Raw genomic sequence first — 17,541 nt, 5'->3', positions numbered from 1 at the left:
CGATACAGGATTCCTTAAGCTATGAGAATGCACCATGTCCCATCGTATCGTGATCGTCGGCGGCGGCGCCGGCGGGCTGGAGCTCGCGACCCGTCTCGGCCGCACCCTGGGTAAAAAGGGCAAGGCGCGCATTACGCTCGTCGACGCCAACCTCACCCACATCTGGAAACCCCTGCTGCACGAAGTCGCCGCCGGCTCGCTCAACTCCTCCGAGGATGAGCTGAACTACGTCGCCCAGGCGAAATGGAACCACTTCGAATTCCAGCTCGGCCGCCTCTGCGGCCTGGACCGCGCGAGCAAGCGCATCCAGCTCGCCGCCACGCTTGATGAGCAAGGCGAAGAACTCGTGCCGGCGCGTGGACTCGAATACGACAGCCTGGTCCTGGCCATCGGCAGCACCACCAATGACTTCGGCACCCAGGGCGCTGCGGACCACTGCATCTTCCTGGATACCCGCGAGCAGGCCGAGCGCTTCCACAAGCAGTTGCTGACCCACTACCTGCGCGCCCATGCCGGGCAGGACAAGGACGACCAGATCAGCGTCGCCATCGTTGGCGCCGGCGCCACGGGCGTCGAGCTGTCCGCCGAGCTGCATCACGCCGCGCAGGAACTGTCGGCCTACGGCCTGACCGGCATCCAGCCGCAGAACATGCGCATCACCCTGATAGAGGCTGGCCCGCGCGTGCTGCCGGCGCTACCCGAGCGCATCAGCCGCCCGGTGCACCAGACGCTGGAGAAGCTCGGCGTGCGCGTGCTGACCGGTTCGGCGGTGCAGGAAGTGACCGCAGAAGGCCTGCGCACGGCGGTGGGCGAGTTCATTCCGGCGAGCCTGAAGGTCTGGGCGGCGGGCATCCGCGCGCCGAGCCTGCTCAAGGAGATCGACGGCCTGGAGACCAACCGCATCAACCAGCTGGTGGTCCGCCCTACCCTGCAGACCACCCGCGACGACAACATCTTCGCCTTCGGTGACTGCGCCGCCTGCCCCATGGGCGATGGCAGCGAACGCACCGTACCGCCGCGCGCCCAGGCTGCGCACCAGCAGGCCTCCCTTCTGGCCAAGGCCATCGTCGCGCGCCTGGAGGGCAAGCCGCTGCCGGAGTACCGCTACACCGACTACGGCTCGCTGATCTCGCTGTCGCGCTTCAGCGCGGTGGGCAACCTGATGGGTAACCTGATGGGCAGCGTGAAGCTCGAAGGCTGGCTGGCGCGGATGTTCTACGTGTCGCTGTACCGCATGCACCAGGTGGCGCTGTACGGGCCGTTCCGCACGGCGCTGCTGATGATCGCGGATCGCATCGGGCGCAGCACCGAGCCGCGCTTGAAGCTGCATTGAGGCTTGACCCCATCGGCGGATAACGGCTTTGCCGTTATGCGCCCTACGCCAGGGCTGATCTCGGTGTAGGGCGCATAACGCGCAGCGTTATCCGCCATGATGGGTATCGCTTCGCTCCACGCCATCCTACGGACCTGCCCAATACTGTTCAGCGGTACCCCTACGAAGAGCCCATAAAAAAGCCGCCCCGAGGGGCGGCTTTTTCGTTGCAGCAGAGCAGCCTTACAGCGCCGCCAGCATCGACTGCGCCGGGATGGCCTGGAAGTCGATGGACATCATCAGGCTCAGCACGCTGATCGCGATGATGGAGAAGGCGAACAGCTGGCGAGCCCAACGGCGGTCGTCTTCGGCACTGAAGCCTTTCACCGCGATGAACAGCCACCAGGCACTGACGGCCAGCGCCACCACCAGGTAACCGTAGCCGGCGAAGCCGGTCACGGTCAGCAGCAGGGTCGCCAGGCCGAAGGCCACGACGTAGTACAGGATCTGCTTCTTGGTCGCTTCGATGCCCCGCTCCACCGGCAGCACGGGAATCCCGGCGGCACGATAGTCGTTGAGGCGGAAGATCGCGATGGCGTAGCTGTGCGGCATCTGCCAGAGGCAGAAGATCAGCAGCAGCACCGCCGCGCCCATGTCGAAGTGACCGCTGGCGGCGCAGTAGCCCACCACCGGCGGCATGGCTCCGGAGAGACTGCCGACCAGCGTGCCGTAGACCGAACTGCGCTTGAGCCAGAGGCTGTAGAGCACGACATAGACGAAGAAGCCGAACGCGGCGAGCAGGGTCGCCTGCACGTTGGTCTTCCACGCCAGCAGGCCGAAGCCCGCCGCGCCGAGGACCACGCCGTGGGCCAGGGCGGCCTTCAGCGAGATCTGCCCGGTCACGGTGACACGGCTGCGGGTACGCTCCATGAAGCGATCGATGTCGCGGTCGATGCAGTTGTTGAACACACAACCGCTGGCAACGACCAGGGACAGGCCGATCACGGTGGCCAGCAGCAGCATCGGGTCAACACTGCCGCGAGCGGCGAGGAAGTATCCCCCCGCCACCGCGATCAGGTTTCCGAAGATGATGCCCGGCTTGGCGACCAGGAGATAACGCTTGAGTTTCACGGCATCGGCCCTCAGGGCATCGGCATCATCAGGGTGTCTGCGGTGTAGATGATCCACAGCGACAGACCGACCACCAGCAGGATGATGATGGCGGTGAAGATGAATGCCATGACGTTCCAGCGGCCTTCGGAGCTGAAGTTCATGTGCAGGAAGCAGATCAGGTGCACGACGACCTGAACCAGACCCAGGATCACCATGGTCAGCAGGGTGGCGTGACGCGAGAAGCCACCGTCGATGACCATGTAGAACGGGATCGCAGTCAGGATCACCGAGAGCACGAAGCCGATGGCGTACGAGCCCAGGCTGCCGTGACCGGCGCCGTGATCGCCGTGGCCGGCACCGTGGGAGTCGTGATGATGTGCAGCAGCGGTCATTACAGAGCCCCCATCAGGTAGACGACGGTGAAGACGCAGATCCAGACGATGTCCAGGAAGTGCCAGAACAGGCTCAGGCACATCATGCGGGTGTTGTTCTGCGCGGTCAGGCCGCGGGTGCCGATCTGCGCCATCAGCACCAGCATCCACAGCAGGCCGGCACTTACGTGCAGGCCGTGCATGCCGACCAGGGTGAAGAAGGACGACAGGAAGGCGCTGCGGCTCGGGCCGAAGCCTTCGACGATCAGGTGATGGAACTCGTTGAGTTCCATGCCGATGAACGCGGCGCCGCAGAGGAAGGTCACGCCCAGCCAGGCGATGGCCTTGCCCTTGGCACCCTTGTGCGCAGCCAGCATGGCCAGGCCGTAGGTGCAGGAGGAGATCAGCAGGATCGCGGTTTCGACGGCCACGTAGGGCAGTTCGAAGATGTCCTTGCCGCTCGGGCCACCGGCCGTGTGGTTGACCAGCACGGCGTAGGTGGCGAAGACGCTCGCGAACAGGATGCAGTCGGTCATCAGGTACAGCCAGAAGCCGAAGACCGTCATGCCGCCGCTGTCGTGGGCGTGCTCGTCATGGTGAGCATGGTCTTGCGCCGCTTGGTGCGCATCAACCACGTGTTGATTCAGTACTGCCGTCGACATGGTTTTATACCTGCTGCGCGGTGGCGAGTTTCTGGAAGTTGGCGTTCTCGATGCGCTCGATCTCATCCGGCTGGACGTAGTAGTCCAGGTCGGTGACGTAGCTGCGCACGATGACCGAAGCGATCATGCCGACGAAGCCAACACCCACCAGCCACCAGATGTGCCAGATGGCGGCGAAGCCGAAGAGGAAGGCGAACACGGCGATGGAGAAGCCAGCGGCGGTGTTCTTCGGCATGTGGATCGGCGCGTAGGCCGGCAGCTTGCGGTACGCGGTACCGGTCTGCTTCATGTCGTGGAACGCGTCGATGTCGTTGACCTTCGGCAGTTCGGCGAAGTTGTAGTACGGCGGCGGCGAGGAAGTGGACCATTCCAGGGTACGGCCACCCCACGGGTCGCCAGTCAGGTCGGCCAGCTTCTCGCGGTTCTTGATCGAGACGAACAGCTGGATCAGTTGGCAGGCGATACCGAAGAAGATCAGCACGGCGCCGCAGAACGCCACCACCATGTACGGCTGCCACATCGGGTTTTCGTAGTGGTTCAGGCGACGGGTCATGCCCATGAAGCCGAGGATGTACAGCGGCATGAAGGCCATGTAGAAGCCGACCAGCCAGCACCAGAAGGAACGCTTGCCCCACTTCTCGTCCAGCTTGAAGCCGAAGGCTTTCGGGAACCAGAACACGAAGCCGGCCAGGTAGCCGAACACCGCACCACCGATGATGGTGTTGTGGAAGTGAGCGATCAGGAACAGGCTGTTGTGCAGCAGGTAGTCAGCACCCGGAATGGCCAGCAGAACGCCGGTCATGCCACCGATGGTGAAGGTGACGATGAAGCCCAGGGTCCACAGGATCGGGGTGTCGAAGCGCAGGCGGCCACGGTAGATGGTGAACAGCCAGTTGAACAGCTTCACCCCGGTCGGGATGGAGATCAGCATGGTCGCAACGCCGAAGAAGCCGTTGACGTCGCCGCCCGAACCCATGGTGAAGAAGTGGTGCAGCCACACGGTGAAGCCGAGGAAGGTGATCGCGGCGCTCGCCCACACCATCGAGGTGTAGCCGAACATGCGCTTGCCGGCGAAGGTCGCGGTGACTTCGGAGAAGATACCGAAAGCCGGCAGGATCAGGATGTACACCTCTGGATGGCCCCAGGCCCAGAAGAGGTTGATGTACATCATGGCGTTGCCGCCCAGCTCGTTGGTGAAGAAGTGCATGTCGAAGTAGCGGTCCAGCGACAGCAGGCCCAGGGCCGCGGTCAGGATCGGGAACGACGCAACGATCAGGATGTTGGCGAAGGTGCAGGTCCAGGTGAAGATCGGCATCTGCATCAGCTTCATGCCGGGGGTACGCATCTTGAACACGGTCACCAGGAAGTTGATACCCGTGAGCAAGGTACCCATACCCGATATCTGTAGAGCCCAGATGTAGTAGTCCACACCCACGCCCGGGCTGTAGGCCAGCTCGGACAGCGGCGGGTAAGCGACCCAGCCGGTACGGGCGAACTCACCCAGGCCCAGCGAGACGTTCACCAGCATGGCGCTGACGACCAGCAGCCAGAAGCTCAGGGAGTTCAGGAAGGGGAACGCCACGTCGCGCGCGCCGATCTGCAGCGGCACGGCCAGGTTCATCAGACCGGTCATGAAGGGCATGGCCATGAAGATGATCATGATCACGCCGTGAGCGGTGAAGATCTGGTCGTAGTGTTCCGGCGGCAGGTAGCCGTGGTTGGCGCCTTCAGCCAGCGCGAGCTGGCCGCGCATCATGATGGCGTCGGCGAAGCCGCGCAGGAGCATGACCAGGGCGACGATGATGTACATCACGCCGATTTTCTTGTGGTCGATGGACGTCAGCCATTCGGTCCACAGGTAGGTCCACTTGCGGTAGTAGGTGATCGCGCCAAACACACCGAGGCCCAACAGGGCGACGACGGCCAGCGTGATGACGATGATCGGCTCGTGATACGGCACGGCCGACAGTGTCAGTTTCCCGAACATCTGCGGTTACTCCTGGCTCGGATTCGTTTGCATGCCAGGCATGCCTTGCATGTTGCTCATGTCGTGGCCCGCCATGGCGGTCTCGTCATGCGCTGCTTCGCCGTGCTCGCCCTTCTCGGCCTGTTCTTTGGCTTCGTGGGCCTTGGCCATCGCGTGGCCAGCGTGTTCCCACTTGTTCAGCACGTGGGAGAACAGCTCGGGGCTGACGGTTGCGAAGTAGGTCGCCGGGACGTTCTCGGTCGGCTTGACCAGCTCCGGGTACTGATCCAGGTTCAGGGTCTGCTGCGAGGCCTTGACCTTCGCGACCCAATCCTGGAAGCCCTGCTCGGAGGTGGAGATGGCCTTGAACTTCATGCCCGAGAAGCCGCCGCCGCTGTAGTTCGCGGAGATACCGTCGAACACGCCTTCTTCGTTGGCGATCAGGTGCAGCTTGGTCATCATTCCGGCCATGGAGTAGATCTGGCTGCCCAGCTGCGGAATGAAGAAGGAGTTCATCACCGAATCCGAGGTGATCTGGAAGTTCACCGGGGTGTCTTTCGGGAAGGCGATTTCGTTGACGGTGGCGATACCCTGTTCCGGGTAGATGAACAGCCACTTCCAGTCCAGCGAGATGGCCTGGATGGTCACCGGCTTGACCTCGGAGTCCAGCGGACGATACGGGTCCAGCTTGTGGGTGCTCTCCCAGGTGATCCAGCCGAGGATGGCGATGATCACGCAGGGAACCAGCCATACCACCAGCTCGATCTTGGTCGAGTGAGACCAGTCCGGCATGTAGGTGGCCTTGGTGTTCGAAGCCCGGTATTTCCAGGCGAACCCGAAGGTCATCAGGATGACCGGCACCACCACGATCAGCATCAGCAGGGTTGCCGTGATGATCAGGGACTTCTCGTCAGCACCGACCTGCCCTTTCGGGTCGAACAGCGCCATGTTGCAACCACCGAGCATCAGCATCGGCAGCAGCGCAAGTCTCTTCAAAATTCCTGTGTACTGCTCTTTTTTCATCTTGCGGCCTTAGTGGATGAAAATCGCTTCACCGCCCACGAGCCTTCGCCACGCACTGCTCGACGACTCGTTACCCGCGACTTTTCCAAGCCGCCTGCCAGGGCTGTCATGGATTCACGAACGCGGCCGCACGGATTCCAGGCAAAGGGACCTCGCCCGGTCTTCGCGATGCGAAACCGATTTCGTCAGCTGATTCGTTCCGTGTTATTCAGCGTGTGGTGTCTGGACTGGCGGCTCGTTGAAGCGCGCGCGTCGCACACCGGATGCACGAGCGGATTGCCCGACTCGTCTTGATGACAGGAGCCCACCGATGGCAGCCCCCTGTTGTTATGCCGCTGCACCGAAGGGTGAGCACTGGCTTTGATCTACGTCAGTGCGACTCAGCGATTTGGGGGTAGGAAATGGACGGCGGGTATTACAAAGCATTTCAGAAACCCCTTTCAAGGCCCATTCCGCCCATTTTTAACAAGATATTTTCTCAGCCAGAGAAACAGTCCCGGGCAAAATCGCTCATAAAACAACCAATTCACAGGAGTTGCGCAGGGTTATTCCCTCCCCGCCAGGGGCTTGCACGGGCGTTCCATGGGAATGTGTCAGAACCATGAAGGACGGGGCTTTCAGCGCGCTTTTCCAAGGCCGGAAAGGCGCCTCAACGCCTTTGGCAAAGACCTTGCCATGATGGCGATCAAGAACCTTTGCGAAAGTCGCGGATTCCCCCTGCGCACCCTGCGACACATCGACGCACAGCGACTTTGGCAAGGGGGAAAGTCATTCAAATTATGACGATCGTGCAGGACGACCAGAGGTCTCTCCTCGGCATGTCCGCCTCAGTGCAGAGACGAAATGAGCCATCATGACCACCGAAGCGGACATGCCGGGAGGATAGGGAAATATCAGGCGGGTACGGTCAGCAGCGGACCGCAGGGGATCAGTGTTCCGGCGTCAGCCACGCGAGCAGGCCGCTGGTCTCGGCGCGGATGCGCAGATCGCTGGCCTTCGCATTGTAGTAGGTGTCCGAAGCGGCGATCTGCGCGCTGTAGTACTCGTTCTCGGCGATCAGCACATCCAGCAGGGTGCGCTTGCCCAGGTGGTACCACTGGTCATAGAACATCTTGCGCACGCGGTCCGACTCCACCAGCAGTGCCTTGTAGTCATCGACCCGCGCAGCGGACAGATCGCGCTGCTCGACCAGGTTGCGAATGAGGTACTCCGACTCGCGACGGGTCGCCTCCATCTTCTCTTCCGCCGCATTCGCCCGGGCATAGGCCGCTCGCTGCGCCGCCGAAGCCGACCCACCGGAGAACGCCTGCCACTCCACGGCCAGACCAGTCGACCAGGGCTCCTCGTTGTTCAGCATATTGCTGCCCGAACTGCGCCCTACCACCCAGTTCAGCTTGGGATAGCGCGAGGACTTCACCGACTCGGCACTGGCCAGGGCAGCCTCTTTCTCCCAGCGCGCCTGGCGCAAGGAAGGACGATCCTGCATCGAGCCCAGCGCGTCGTTCAGGGTGATGGGTGCCCACTCCCACCTGGCGTTCGCGGGCACCGTTACATCCTCGCCCACCAGCTTGGCCAGTGTGGTCTTCTGCTCCTGCAGCTTGGACAGCACCATGTTGCGCGCAGTCTCGGCCTGCAGCAGCCGCGAACGCGCCTGCACCACTTCACTGCGACGACCCGGGTCGACGTCGGAAATCTGCGAGAGCATGTTCACCAGCTCGCGCATACGCGCCACATAGCGGTCGCTGATAGCCAGCGCCTCCTGTTGATGCGCCAGTTCCAGCACCCCCGAGGCGGTGTTGTAGGCAACGGTGACCTGAGTCTGCCCCTTTGCCTCTTCCTGCGCGTTCGCGGTGCTGCTGCGGCTGTCGATGGTATGGCTGATCGCGCCGAAGTCATAGACCGGCGTGGTCATCTGCACGGTGGTCGTACCGTCGTTGTTGTAGTTGTCGCTCTTCTTGCTCTGCAGCGTCTTGGAGCTGGCGCTGACCTGCACCTGCGGCCAGCGCGCGCCCTTGGCCTGGTCCACATCGCCCTTGGCGGCTTGCCAGTTGGCATCGGCCTGTTTCATTTCCGGGCTGATGTTCAGGGCGGTGTTCACCAGCTCGCGGATATACGCCAGCGACGCTTCCGACTGGCCGAGCGTCGATGCGGACGCCGAGCCCGGCTGCACGCCAGCGCGCAGCTCGGCGGGCAGGCTCAGGTCCAGCTTGGGAGCCTGCCTGGCCGGTTGCGCCTGGGCTGCCGGAGCGGCATTGACCATCGCAGCCACCGAACTCGGCGCGGCTTGCAAGGTGGGCGCCGGCCGAGGCTGGGCGACTGCGGATGCAGGCTGTGTCGCCGCCTGCGTCGCTGGTGCGGCGGTCGAGGCCACCAGCTCGCCCTGCAGCGCGCCGTGGGTCAGCGAGGCGGCGGAAGCCTCCCGAGGTTTGGAGTAGAAGCTCAGCGCGCCGCCCAGTTCGTCGGAGCCAGCGGCTTCGGCGCCCCCGCTCAGTGCAGCCATGGCCAGCACCAGTGCCGAGGGGCAGAACCGCCAACGAGCGTTTCGAAGGTTGGATGAAGGTTTACGGGCTTTCATTTCATTATCTCTCGCGGAAGGCCTCACGCGCTTTCAGCGCGGGCTTGAGTAGGTATTCAAGGATGGTCTTTTCCCCGGTACGGATTTCCGCGGTCGCGGTCATGCCGGGAATGATCGGGAAGTGCTTGTCGCCGCGGGTCAGCTGCGCTTCGTCAGTACGAATCAGCACGCGGTAGAAGGAGGTATCCGGCCGGCCCTGGCGGGCCAGCTCGTCGTCCTTGATGGTGTCGGGGCTGATCAGCTCGACCTTGCCCTTGAGGCCGCCGTAGATGGCGAAGTCATAGGCGGAGATCTTCACCGTGGCAGGCAGGCCGGGGCGCAGGAAGGCCACGTCGGCCGGGCGAATCTTCGCCTCCACCAGCAGTTGGTCTTCCAGCGGGACGATCTCCATGATGTCCTGCCCCTGCTGAATCACCCCGCCAATGGTGTTGACGCGCACGTTCTTCACGATGCCCTTGAGCGGCGCCATGAGTGTGGTGCGCTTCATCACGTCCTCGCGCCCGGCCGCGTTCTCCTGCGCCTGGGCCAGTTCGCTTTCCACGCGGGTCAGTTCGGCGTTCGCATCGGAGCGGTACTTGTTGCGCCGCTCGCTGATCTGCAGATTGAATTCGTTGGCCTGGCGGCGCATGCGCAGGATCTCGACATCGGAGATCAGCCCTTGCTTGGCCAGCTTCTCGGACACGGTCAACTCGCCCTGGGCCAGCGACAGGCTCTTCTGCAACCCGGCGACGCCATCGTCGAGCGCATGCTTGCGAGCGTTGTAGGCCTCGGTCTCGGCCTCCACGATCGAAGGCACGGCAATCACCTCCGGTGGGAACACCAGGGGCTTGCCGTAGGCCTCCGAGCGCAGGCGCACCAGTTGCCCCTTGAGCGCCAGGGCCTTGGATTGCGCCTCGCGGTAGCTGGCGCCGGCGCGGGTCGGGTCGATCTTCAGGAGAATCTGCCCGGCCTCGACCACGTCGCCTTCCTTGACGTTCATCTGCTCCAGGATGCCGCCTTCCAGGCTCTGGATGACCTGCTCGCGACTGGACGGAATCACCTTGCCCTCACCCTTGGTGATCTCCTCCACCCGGGCGAAGTAGGCCCACACGATGATGCCGGTGAACACCGCAGCGATCAGCAGCAGCACCACCGTGCTCGCCGTGGTTTTCTGGGAGATCAGCGCTGCCTGCAGGTCCGACACATAGGCGATATCGTTCTCGCGCAGGCGCGCCACTTCTTTCTGGTACGGCGAAGCCTGGGTCGTCGCCACCGCCTTGGACGGTTCGACGACAGCGGGTACCGCCGCTTCGCTATGGGGGGTATCAGTCATGATCGGTTCACCAGGTAGAGGCCGGCGCCTTGTTCGGCGCGGGAGAGTTGTTGGCCTGCAAGGCGCGCAGCACCTCATCCTTGGGACCGTCGGCGACGATCTGGCCGGCATCCACGACGATCAGGCGGTCGACCTGTTCGAGCACCGAGAAGCGGTGGGTCACCACCACCACCGTGCGTCCCTGGGTGGCCACTTCCAGGCGTTGCAGGAAGAGCCGCTCGGTCTGCATGTCCATGCCGCTGGTAGGTTCGTCGAGCAACAGCACCTGCGGGTGCAGCAACAGCGAACGGGCCAGTGCCACCAGTTGCCGCTGGCCGCCGGACAGCGCCTGCCCCATCTCGCCCACCGGTCGATCGAAGCCCAGCGGGTGGTTGACCACCACCGAGTCCAGACCGGTCAGTTGCACCACGTTCAGCAGTTCCTCACTGGTCGCCGAGGGATTGCCGATCAGCAGGTTCTCTCGCAGCGAGCCAAAGAACAGCCGCGTGTCCTGGCCGACGAACCCGACAGTGGAGCTCCAGTCCGCCGGGTCGATCTGCTCGGCATCGATGCCATTGATCAGCACCTGTCCTTCCACTGGCTGGTACAGCCGGGCGATCAGGCGCAGCAGGGTCGACTTGCCACTGCCGATGCTGCCGACGATGGCCACGCGCTCGCCGTGCTTGATGCTCAGGTTGATGTTGTTGAGCACCAGCGGGCGCGGCTGCATCGGCGGAGCCGGGTAGGAGAACTTCAGCTTGCGCAGCGACAGCGTCGCGTTCTTCGGCGCCTCCAGGTAGCGACGCTGGGTGTCGCGCACCGTGGGAATCGCCATCAACTGGTTCAGCGAATGCAGGGCCGTCTTGGCCTGCTGGTAACGCACGGCCAGGCCCACCGAACTCGCCAACGGCGCCAGGGCGCGACCACTGAGCAGGACCATGCCCACCAGGCCACCCTGGGTCAGGTTACCGTCACCAATGAGGTACACACCCCACAGCACCATCACCACGGTGTTGAGCTGGGTGATCAGCGATACCGAGTTGCCAGCCATGTTCGACAGAGCCTTGGTCTTGATCGCCGACGCGGCCAGTTGCGCGCTGAAGTCTTCCCAGCGCCGCAGCATGCTGCCTTCGGCGCGGACCGCCTTGAGCGTCTCGACACCCTCGATCGCCTCGATCAGCAGGCCGTGCTTCTGCGATGCCTCACGAAGGTTCTCCTTCATGAAGCGCGACAGCGGCAACTGGATATAGGCGCACAACCCCAGCAACACGATCATCGCGCCCAAGGGCACCAGGGCCAACGGCCCCCCGATGATGAACAGCACGAACACGAACAGCATGCAGAACGGCAGGTCCGCCAGGGTTGCCAGCGAGGCCGAAGTGATGAAGTCGCGCACCGACTCGAATTCGCGGAACTGGTTGGCGAAAGAGCCCGCCGAGGCCGGCTTGTGCTCCAGCCGGACTTCCAGCAACTGGCGAAACAGGATTGTTCCCAGGATCAGGTCGGCCTTCTTGCCGGCGTTGTCGATCAAGTACGCCCGGACCTGCCGGGAAGTGAACTCGAAGCCGATCGCCACCATCACGCCAACAGCCAGTGACCAGAGCGTCACATAGGCCTGGTTCGGCACCACCCGGTCATACACGTTCATGATGAAGAAGGTGCTGGCCAGCGCCAGGACGTTGATCAGGAAGGTCGCCAGTGCCGCGCTGTAATAGAAGCGCCGGTACTTCCACAGCGTGGAGAACAGCCAGTGGCCCTTGCCCGCTTCAGCGCGGGGGATCTCCGTACGCGAATCCTTCACCGCCTTGGGGCGAGCGAGCAGCGCATAGCCCAGGTAATGCTCCTGCAGCTCGGCCGCACTCATGGTGATGGTGCCGCCGCCGGCTTCGGGCACTACCAGCTCGAACTCCTCGCCACGGCGGGCCACCAGGATGCGCGCCTCGCCGTTGCGGAACAGCAACAGCAGAGGGAACAGGTAGGAGGACAGTTCGGCGGGGCGTCGCTTGACCCAGCCGGCACCGATACCGGCCTGCTCGAGCATGCGTGTCACCAGGCTGGGACGAAGCTTCCGATCACGCGGCAGGCCGGCGTACAGCGACTCCAGTGTCGTTTGCCGCTCGAAGTGATCGCAGAGCCAGCACACCCCTGCCAACAGGCTGTCGCTTTGGGGTGAAACGCCCGGATCGACGACGGGCGTCGCAGGCGCGGAAGAGGAATTCATGAACACACCTTCTGGGGGAGAGAGAAGCTGTGCGCATGGTAGAAATGCGCTGATCCGCGGGGGATCAGAAAAGCCTGATTGGCTTGACGTACCTTTCCTTCACGGGTCTAGCCTCGTTCCCCACGAACGGGAGCGGGGAAAGACCGGGCTGTCACAAGCGGGGAAAGCCAAAAAAAAGCCAGGGCTGCACGGTACGAGTGCAGCCCTGGCGAATGAGGTAGGTAACAGCGAAAGGCGGGGCGGCTTTACTGCCCTTGCCCCTGAATCACCAGCTCGACGCGACGGTTCGGCGCGTTACAGGCGATGTTCGCGGCGTTGCGGGTCGTACCGCAGCTCACTACCGGCTCGCTGCTGCCACGGCCAACGGCCTGCACCAGGTTGCTGGCGATACCCTGCTCCAGCAGCACCTTGCGGATCGTCTCGGCGCGTTGCAGCGACAGGCGCTGGTTGGCCTCGGCACGGCCGATGGGGTCGGCGTGGCCGATCACTTCGATGCTCTTGATGTTGTCGCCCGACGCGGAAATGTCCTGGACCACCTGGCGCAGCTGGCTATGCCCCTCGGGCGTCAGGTCGTTGTAGCCGCCCTTGCCGAACTTGAACAGCACATCGCTGCGCAGGCTCAGCTTGGTCTCGGTCTGGCACGGCACCACCGAGGCGGCACGGCTGATCACATGGATCTGCCGGCGCATGCCCTGCAGGCTCTGCTCGGCGTCCTTGCCGGTGTGCACGATCGGCGTGCTCTGGTTGGCGCCAACCGGTGCCTCCAGGACGTAGGTCTGGCCGCCGTCGAGCTTGGCGTAGCTCTGCGGGTTGCGCTTGCCGGTGTACAGCGGCGCATCGCCGATGTACGACTCCACCGAGTGCTCTCCCGCGGGGGTGCAGAACACGGTGTAGCCGCCGGGCATCAGCGCACTTTGCAGTTGGCCGTCGATGTAGACGTGCGCGGCCTCTTTACCGCCATCGTTGCCACGGAACATCACGATCTGCGCCTGTTGTGCGATGACGTGTTGTTCCTTGGTGTAGGTGTCGCCGTAGATGGACTTCGTCGCCGCAACGGCGCCCTGGCTCACAGCCAGGCCCAGCACGGCCAGGCAGACGGCCTGACGCAGCGGGCGGATAAGGGAAATTGCCATGTTCGTATCTCCAGTACCCCGCCGCCTGGCGGCAGGGTACGTTCTAGAAAAGGGTGAGAAGTGCCGGTGCGCGGCGGATGCCGCGCACCGGCCAGCGCTTAGACCAGGTTGACCTTCACCGCCTGCTGGACCAGCAGTTCGGCGTCCAGGCCGGAGTGTTGGTAGACGTTGTAGTTCGTCCCCGCGACGTTCACGGTGCCGCTGTTGGACCAGTCGCCGTAGTCCGGACCATTGGCGCCCAGCAGATCGTCGAGGTTCACCACGCTCTTCGCGTCGCCCTTCACCATCATTTGTACCGTGTGGTTGGTGGTGCTGTGGAACAGGTCGGTCTGACCGTTCTCCAGCACATCCTGCACGGACAGCTTCAAGGTGTTGCCGTAGGAGGCGTTGGTGCTGGTGAGGTCGATGATCTCCATGCTGGTGACCTTGCCCTTGGAGGTGGCCAGGGTCAGGTCCAGCGTCTGGTTGTAGTTCTCCACCTTCAGGGTATCCACGCCGTCGCCGCCATGGATGCCGGTGTTGCCGGTGTTGGACAGGTAGGTCGAGGCGGCGTACTTGAGCAGTACCGTGTCGTCGCCAAGGCTTCCGTAGTAGCTGTCGGTCACGCCATCGACGGCGAAGGTGCGGCTGTCGGCTACGTGGAACGCCTGGGTCTCGCTGAAGGTACTCACATACAGGCCGTCGCAGGTGGAAACCACCTTGAAGCTGCCCACATCCACGCCTTCGGCCGCCGTGTAGCTGAAGGCCTTGGAGTTGTAGCTGCCCGCGCCGGTTACCACTTCACGGTAGATCTCGTCGCCATTGACGCCGTAGACGATGACCGTTGCGCCGCCCTTGGTGTTGTCCAACCCGGACAGCGTCACCGCGAACTTGGTGCCCGGCTGATCCAGGGTGAACAGCGCGTTGGCCGAGCCCGCCTGGCTGACCAGCAGACCTGCATAGTGCCCAAGCAGGCCAACCCCTGTTGCCGGCGTGGTGACCTTCGTCATCAAGCCGCCATCGGTGGTCACGGTGACGCCACTGCCGGCGTAGCTGTTGTCCACCACGTTGGTCGCAGCCACGGACAGAGTGTCACTCACCGCCTTGGTGGCGAAGCCGCCGCCAATGATGTGGAAGGGCGAGGAGCTTGCCCCGGCCACGCCATTGGAAACGATGGACGCCGTCACATCGAAGTCGTAAGCGACCCCTTGCTCGGTGTAGGCAACCGCCGAGGTCACCTTGACGGTGGCCTGGCCCGCAGTGATGTCCGCCGCGGTCAGCGTCTGGTCGAACAGCGCGATCCCCCACTGGACGTGGACGATATCGCCAGCCTTGGCGCCGGTGTTGGCCAGGGACACGACCATGTCGACCCCGCCGGAAGCTTCGGTGCTGGTCAGCACACCACCGGCCTTCGGGATGCTGGTGATGGTCGGTGCCTTGGCGACCGGCGCCAGAGTTACCTGCTGGCTGGCCAGGGAGCTGGTATCACCAATACCGTCATTGACACGCAGTTGAACGCTCCAGTCGGACACATGTGCGGTCTTGTCCACGAAGGCCCACTGCGAGCCCGAGACAGCCATCACCTTGCTCCAGCTCGAACCATTGTCCAGCGACACTTCCAGGTAGTTGCCGCTGGCCAGGCTGCCCGAGAGCGTTCCGGTGACGAGACGCCCTGCCGAACCATCCTCGGTGACGAAGTCAGTGGCCAGGCCACTGTCCTTGCTCATCGAGTCGATAGTGCCGGTACCGCCGCCCTGACCACCAACCATGAGGTTGGTGGTGACACCTTGCTTGACCAGCATTTCCGCATCCAGCGTGCTGAAGGTGTAGACCTGGTAGACCACGCCACCGATGGTCGTGGTCCCAGCGCTCTGCCAGGCGCCGGTGGTTGCGCCATGCCCTTCCAGGCCGTACAGCTCCACGACGTCGCCGGCGTTGCCGTCCACCATGACCTGCACTTTGCCATCGGTGCGGAACATGTTCGTTTCGCCCAGGTGCAGCACTTCGTTGAGGGAAATCTTCAACGTGTTGTTGCCGGTGCCGGTGATGTCGAACTTCTCGATGCTGCTGATCTTGCCTTCGCCACTGTCGCCAGTCAGCCCGCGCAGGTCCAGGACCTGACCCGCGCCGGTCAGCTTCAGGGTATCCAGGTGGTTGCCACCATGAACATGCGCCGAGTCCTGCTGGAAGTAGGCTGTCGGGTCGATCGTCATGGAGATGACGTCGCTCGACGACGAAGCCGTGTTGTCGTCGAAGTAGGTCTCCCAGGTATGGTCGATCACCTTCTGACCTGTGGCTGCGGTCGGGCTGGCGCCGTGAACAAACTGGCTGAAGGTCAGCGAGTTGACGGTAACAGATGTTCCCACGCCGTCACCGTAGACCCGTATAGACCCAATCATCGAAGCGGAGCTGTAGCTGAAACTTCCCACCGAGTAACTACCTTGTGCATAGGTGGTATACAACACTTGCCCGCTGGTTCCATAGACGACTACGCGCGCGCCACCGGCATCATTCTGTAGGCCACCTAGACCGAAGCTGGCGGAGTTGACTTGTCCGCTAAAGTTGAACTGCAGATAACCGTACGTTTCGGAAGGAATATCCAGACCGCCATTGGGAGAGTAGGTAAACGGATCGACGTGAGTGAGGGTGGTGTTACTCGTGACTGTGAAGCCGTCCCCCACATAGGTATTACCCGACGGATAGCGTTGCAAACCATCCGAGGCCGTCGCCCAGTAGCCTGTGCCCTGCACCTTGAAATCGGAACTCAGCGCGCTGATCTGCCCTTCCTGAGTCACGATCTGTGCCTTCACCACAATGTCGTAGGTCGCACTTTGGCTGGTCGTCTGTTGCGCTGGCACTTTGGCTGTTGCAGTACCTGCCGCGATATCAGCAGTGGTCAGCACCTGGTCATAGGTGGTGTCGCCCCAGATGATATGCAGGGTATCGCCTGCCTTGGCCAGGGTACCGCTCAGCGAGACAGTTACGTCGCTGCCATCCGCGGCTTTGGCTGTCGTGTAGTCCCCCACCGCATCCGGGATGCTGGTGATGGTCGGAGCTCCGCCCTGTGCCGCCAGGAAGGTCACGTCCTGCTTGGCCACATCGCCCACGACGTTGCCGCCTTCCATCACACGAGCCTGGATGGTCCAGTTGCCGGCGTGGGTTCCGCTATCCACGGCTACCCAGTTCAGGCCCGTTGTCAGGGCGTCTTTCCAGGTGGCGCCGTTGTCGAAGGACACCTGCACTTTCTGGTTCGCCGCCAGGGCGTCCTCCAGCTTGCCGTAGACACCACGCCCGGCCGTACCGTCGGCGGTGATGAAGTCGGTGGCGTGGGCCACGTCGGTCGACGAGTCCTTGCTCATGCTGGTGATCGAGACCACGTTAGCGGCCTCCACCTGGTAGGAGTGGGATGCGCTGATGGAGCCGGCGTTACCCGCGGCGTCGTGTGCCACCAGGGTGGCATCGATCTTGTGGGCGGTATCGGCGACCAGCTTGCTGCCAGGAACGTCCACGCTCCACTTGCCATCGCTCGCCACCTTGGCGCTGTAGGTCGTGCCATCGAGCTTGAAGCTGACCATGTCGCCGGCCTGGAACTCGCCGGTGACCTTGCCGCTGATGGTGACATTACCGGCAGCTTCGGTCTTGTCGACAATGTCATCGCCAGCCACGGTGTCGATGGTCAGCTGGGTGGTCTTGCTGTCCGGCGGAGTGATGTCGATGACGATCGGGTACGGGACCGACGCGTCGCTGATGTTGCCAGCCGGGTCTTCAGCCTTGACGGTGAAGTCATGCTCGCCTTCGGCCAGGGCCTTGTCGGCCGGCACTTCGAACGACCAGGTGCCGTCATCCTTGGCGGTGGTGGAGCCCAGCTCCTTGCCGCCGTCGAAGACGTGGATGA

At 63.2% G+C, this 17,541-nt stretch carries 11 protein-coding genes; 1 reads left to right on the top strand and 10 read right to left on the bottom strand.

Going from position 1 to position 17,541, the window contains the following annotated elements:
* The first annotated feature begins 34 nt into the window (after positions 1–34).
* Positions 35–1,333, top strand: a complete 1,299-nt coding sequence (locus tag IB255_RS05760; RefSeq protein ID WP_081517367.1) for an NAD(P)/FAD-dependent oxidoreductase — start codon at positions 35–37, stop codon at positions 1,331–1,333.
* 222 nt (positions 1,334–1,555) lie between these two features.
* Here the strand turns inward: IB255_RS05760 and cyoE are convergent, their stop codons facing one another.
* The 10 genes from cyoE to IB255_RS05710 all read right to left on the bottom strand — a co-directional run.
* Positions 1,556–2,443 (bottom strand): heme o synthase, encoded by an 888-nt coding sequence (gene cyoE / locus IB255_RS05755; RefSeq protein ID WP_081517366.1) that lies wholly within the window; start codon positions 2,441–2,443, stop codon positions 1,556–1,558.
* Positions 2,444–2,454: 11 nt separating this feature from the next.
* Positions 2,455–2,817: a cytochrome o ubiquinol oxidase subunit IV gene (gene cyoD, locus IB255_RS05750; protein ID WP_081517365.1), complete on the bottom strand. Its 363-nt coding sequence runs from the start codon at positions 2,815–2,817 to the stop codon at positions 2,455–2,457.
* Positions 2,817–3,458: a cytochrome o ubiquinol oxidase subunit III gene (cyoC, locus tag IB255_RS05745; RefSeq protein WP_081517364.1), complete on the bottom strand. Its 642-nt coding sequence runs from the start codon at positions 3,456–3,458 to the stop codon at positions 2,817–2,819. The genes cyoD and cyoC overlap by 1 nt, the downstream gene beginning before the upstream one ends.
* A 4-nt stretch (positions 3,459–3,462) precedes the next feature.
* Positions 3,463–5,445, bottom strand: a complete 1,983-nt coding sequence (gene cyoB / locus IB255_RS05740) for a cytochrome o ubiquinol oxidase subunit I (RefSeq protein ID WP_081517363.1) — start codon at positions 5,443–5,445, stop codon at positions 3,463–3,465.
* Positions 5,446–5,451: 6 nt separating this feature from the next.
* A complete protein-coding gene (gene cyoA / locus IB255_RS05735; RefSeq protein WP_081517362.1) occupies positions 5,452–6,447 on the bottom strand; it encodes a ubiquinol oxidase subunit II in 996 nt (331 codons plus the stop codon).
* Between the two features lie 928 nt (positions 6,448–7,375).
* A complete protein-coding gene (locus tag IB255_RS05730) occupies positions 7,376–8,947 on the bottom strand; it encodes a TolC family protein (protein ID WP_167523262.1) in 1,572 nt (523 codons plus the stop codon).
* Between the two features lie 79 nt (positions 8,948–9,026).
* The gene (locus IB255_RS05725; RefSeq protein ID WP_412548085.1) at positions 9,027–10,334 is read right to left on the bottom strand and encodes an HlyD family type I secretion periplasmic adaptor subunit; all 1,308 of its coding nucleotides are present in this window, start codon (positions 10,332–10,334) and stop codon (positions 9,027–9,029) included.
* Positions 10,335–10,341: 7 nt separating this feature from the next.
* Complete coding sequence (locus IB255_RS05720; protein ID WP_081517360.1) at positions 10,342–12,534, bottom strand: type I secretion system permease/ATPase; 2,193 nt, start codon at positions 12,532–12,534, stop codon at positions 10,342–10,344.
* 245 nt (positions 12,535–12,779) lie between these two features.
* Positions 12,780–13,667 (bottom strand): OmpA family protein, encoded by an 888-nt coding sequence (locus IB255_RS05715; RefSeq protein ID WP_081517359.1) that lies wholly within the window; start codon positions 13,665–13,667, stop codon positions 12,780–12,782.
* A 98-nt stretch (positions 13,668–13,765) separates the two neighbouring features.
* Positions 13,766–17,541 (bottom strand): Ig-like domain-containing protein (locus IB255_RS05710; RefSeq protein ID WP_192209874.1); only part of this gene is annotated, 3,776 nt, incomplete at its 5' end.

Source organism: Pseudomonas sp. PDM22 (genome assembly GCF_014851965.1).
GTDB lineage: Bacteria > Pseudomonadota > Gammaproteobacteria > Pseudomonadales > Pseudomonadaceae > Pseudomonas.
Note: the sequence above shows the minus strand (reverse complement) of the source record. Positions and strands in the feature narration are given on the sequence as shown.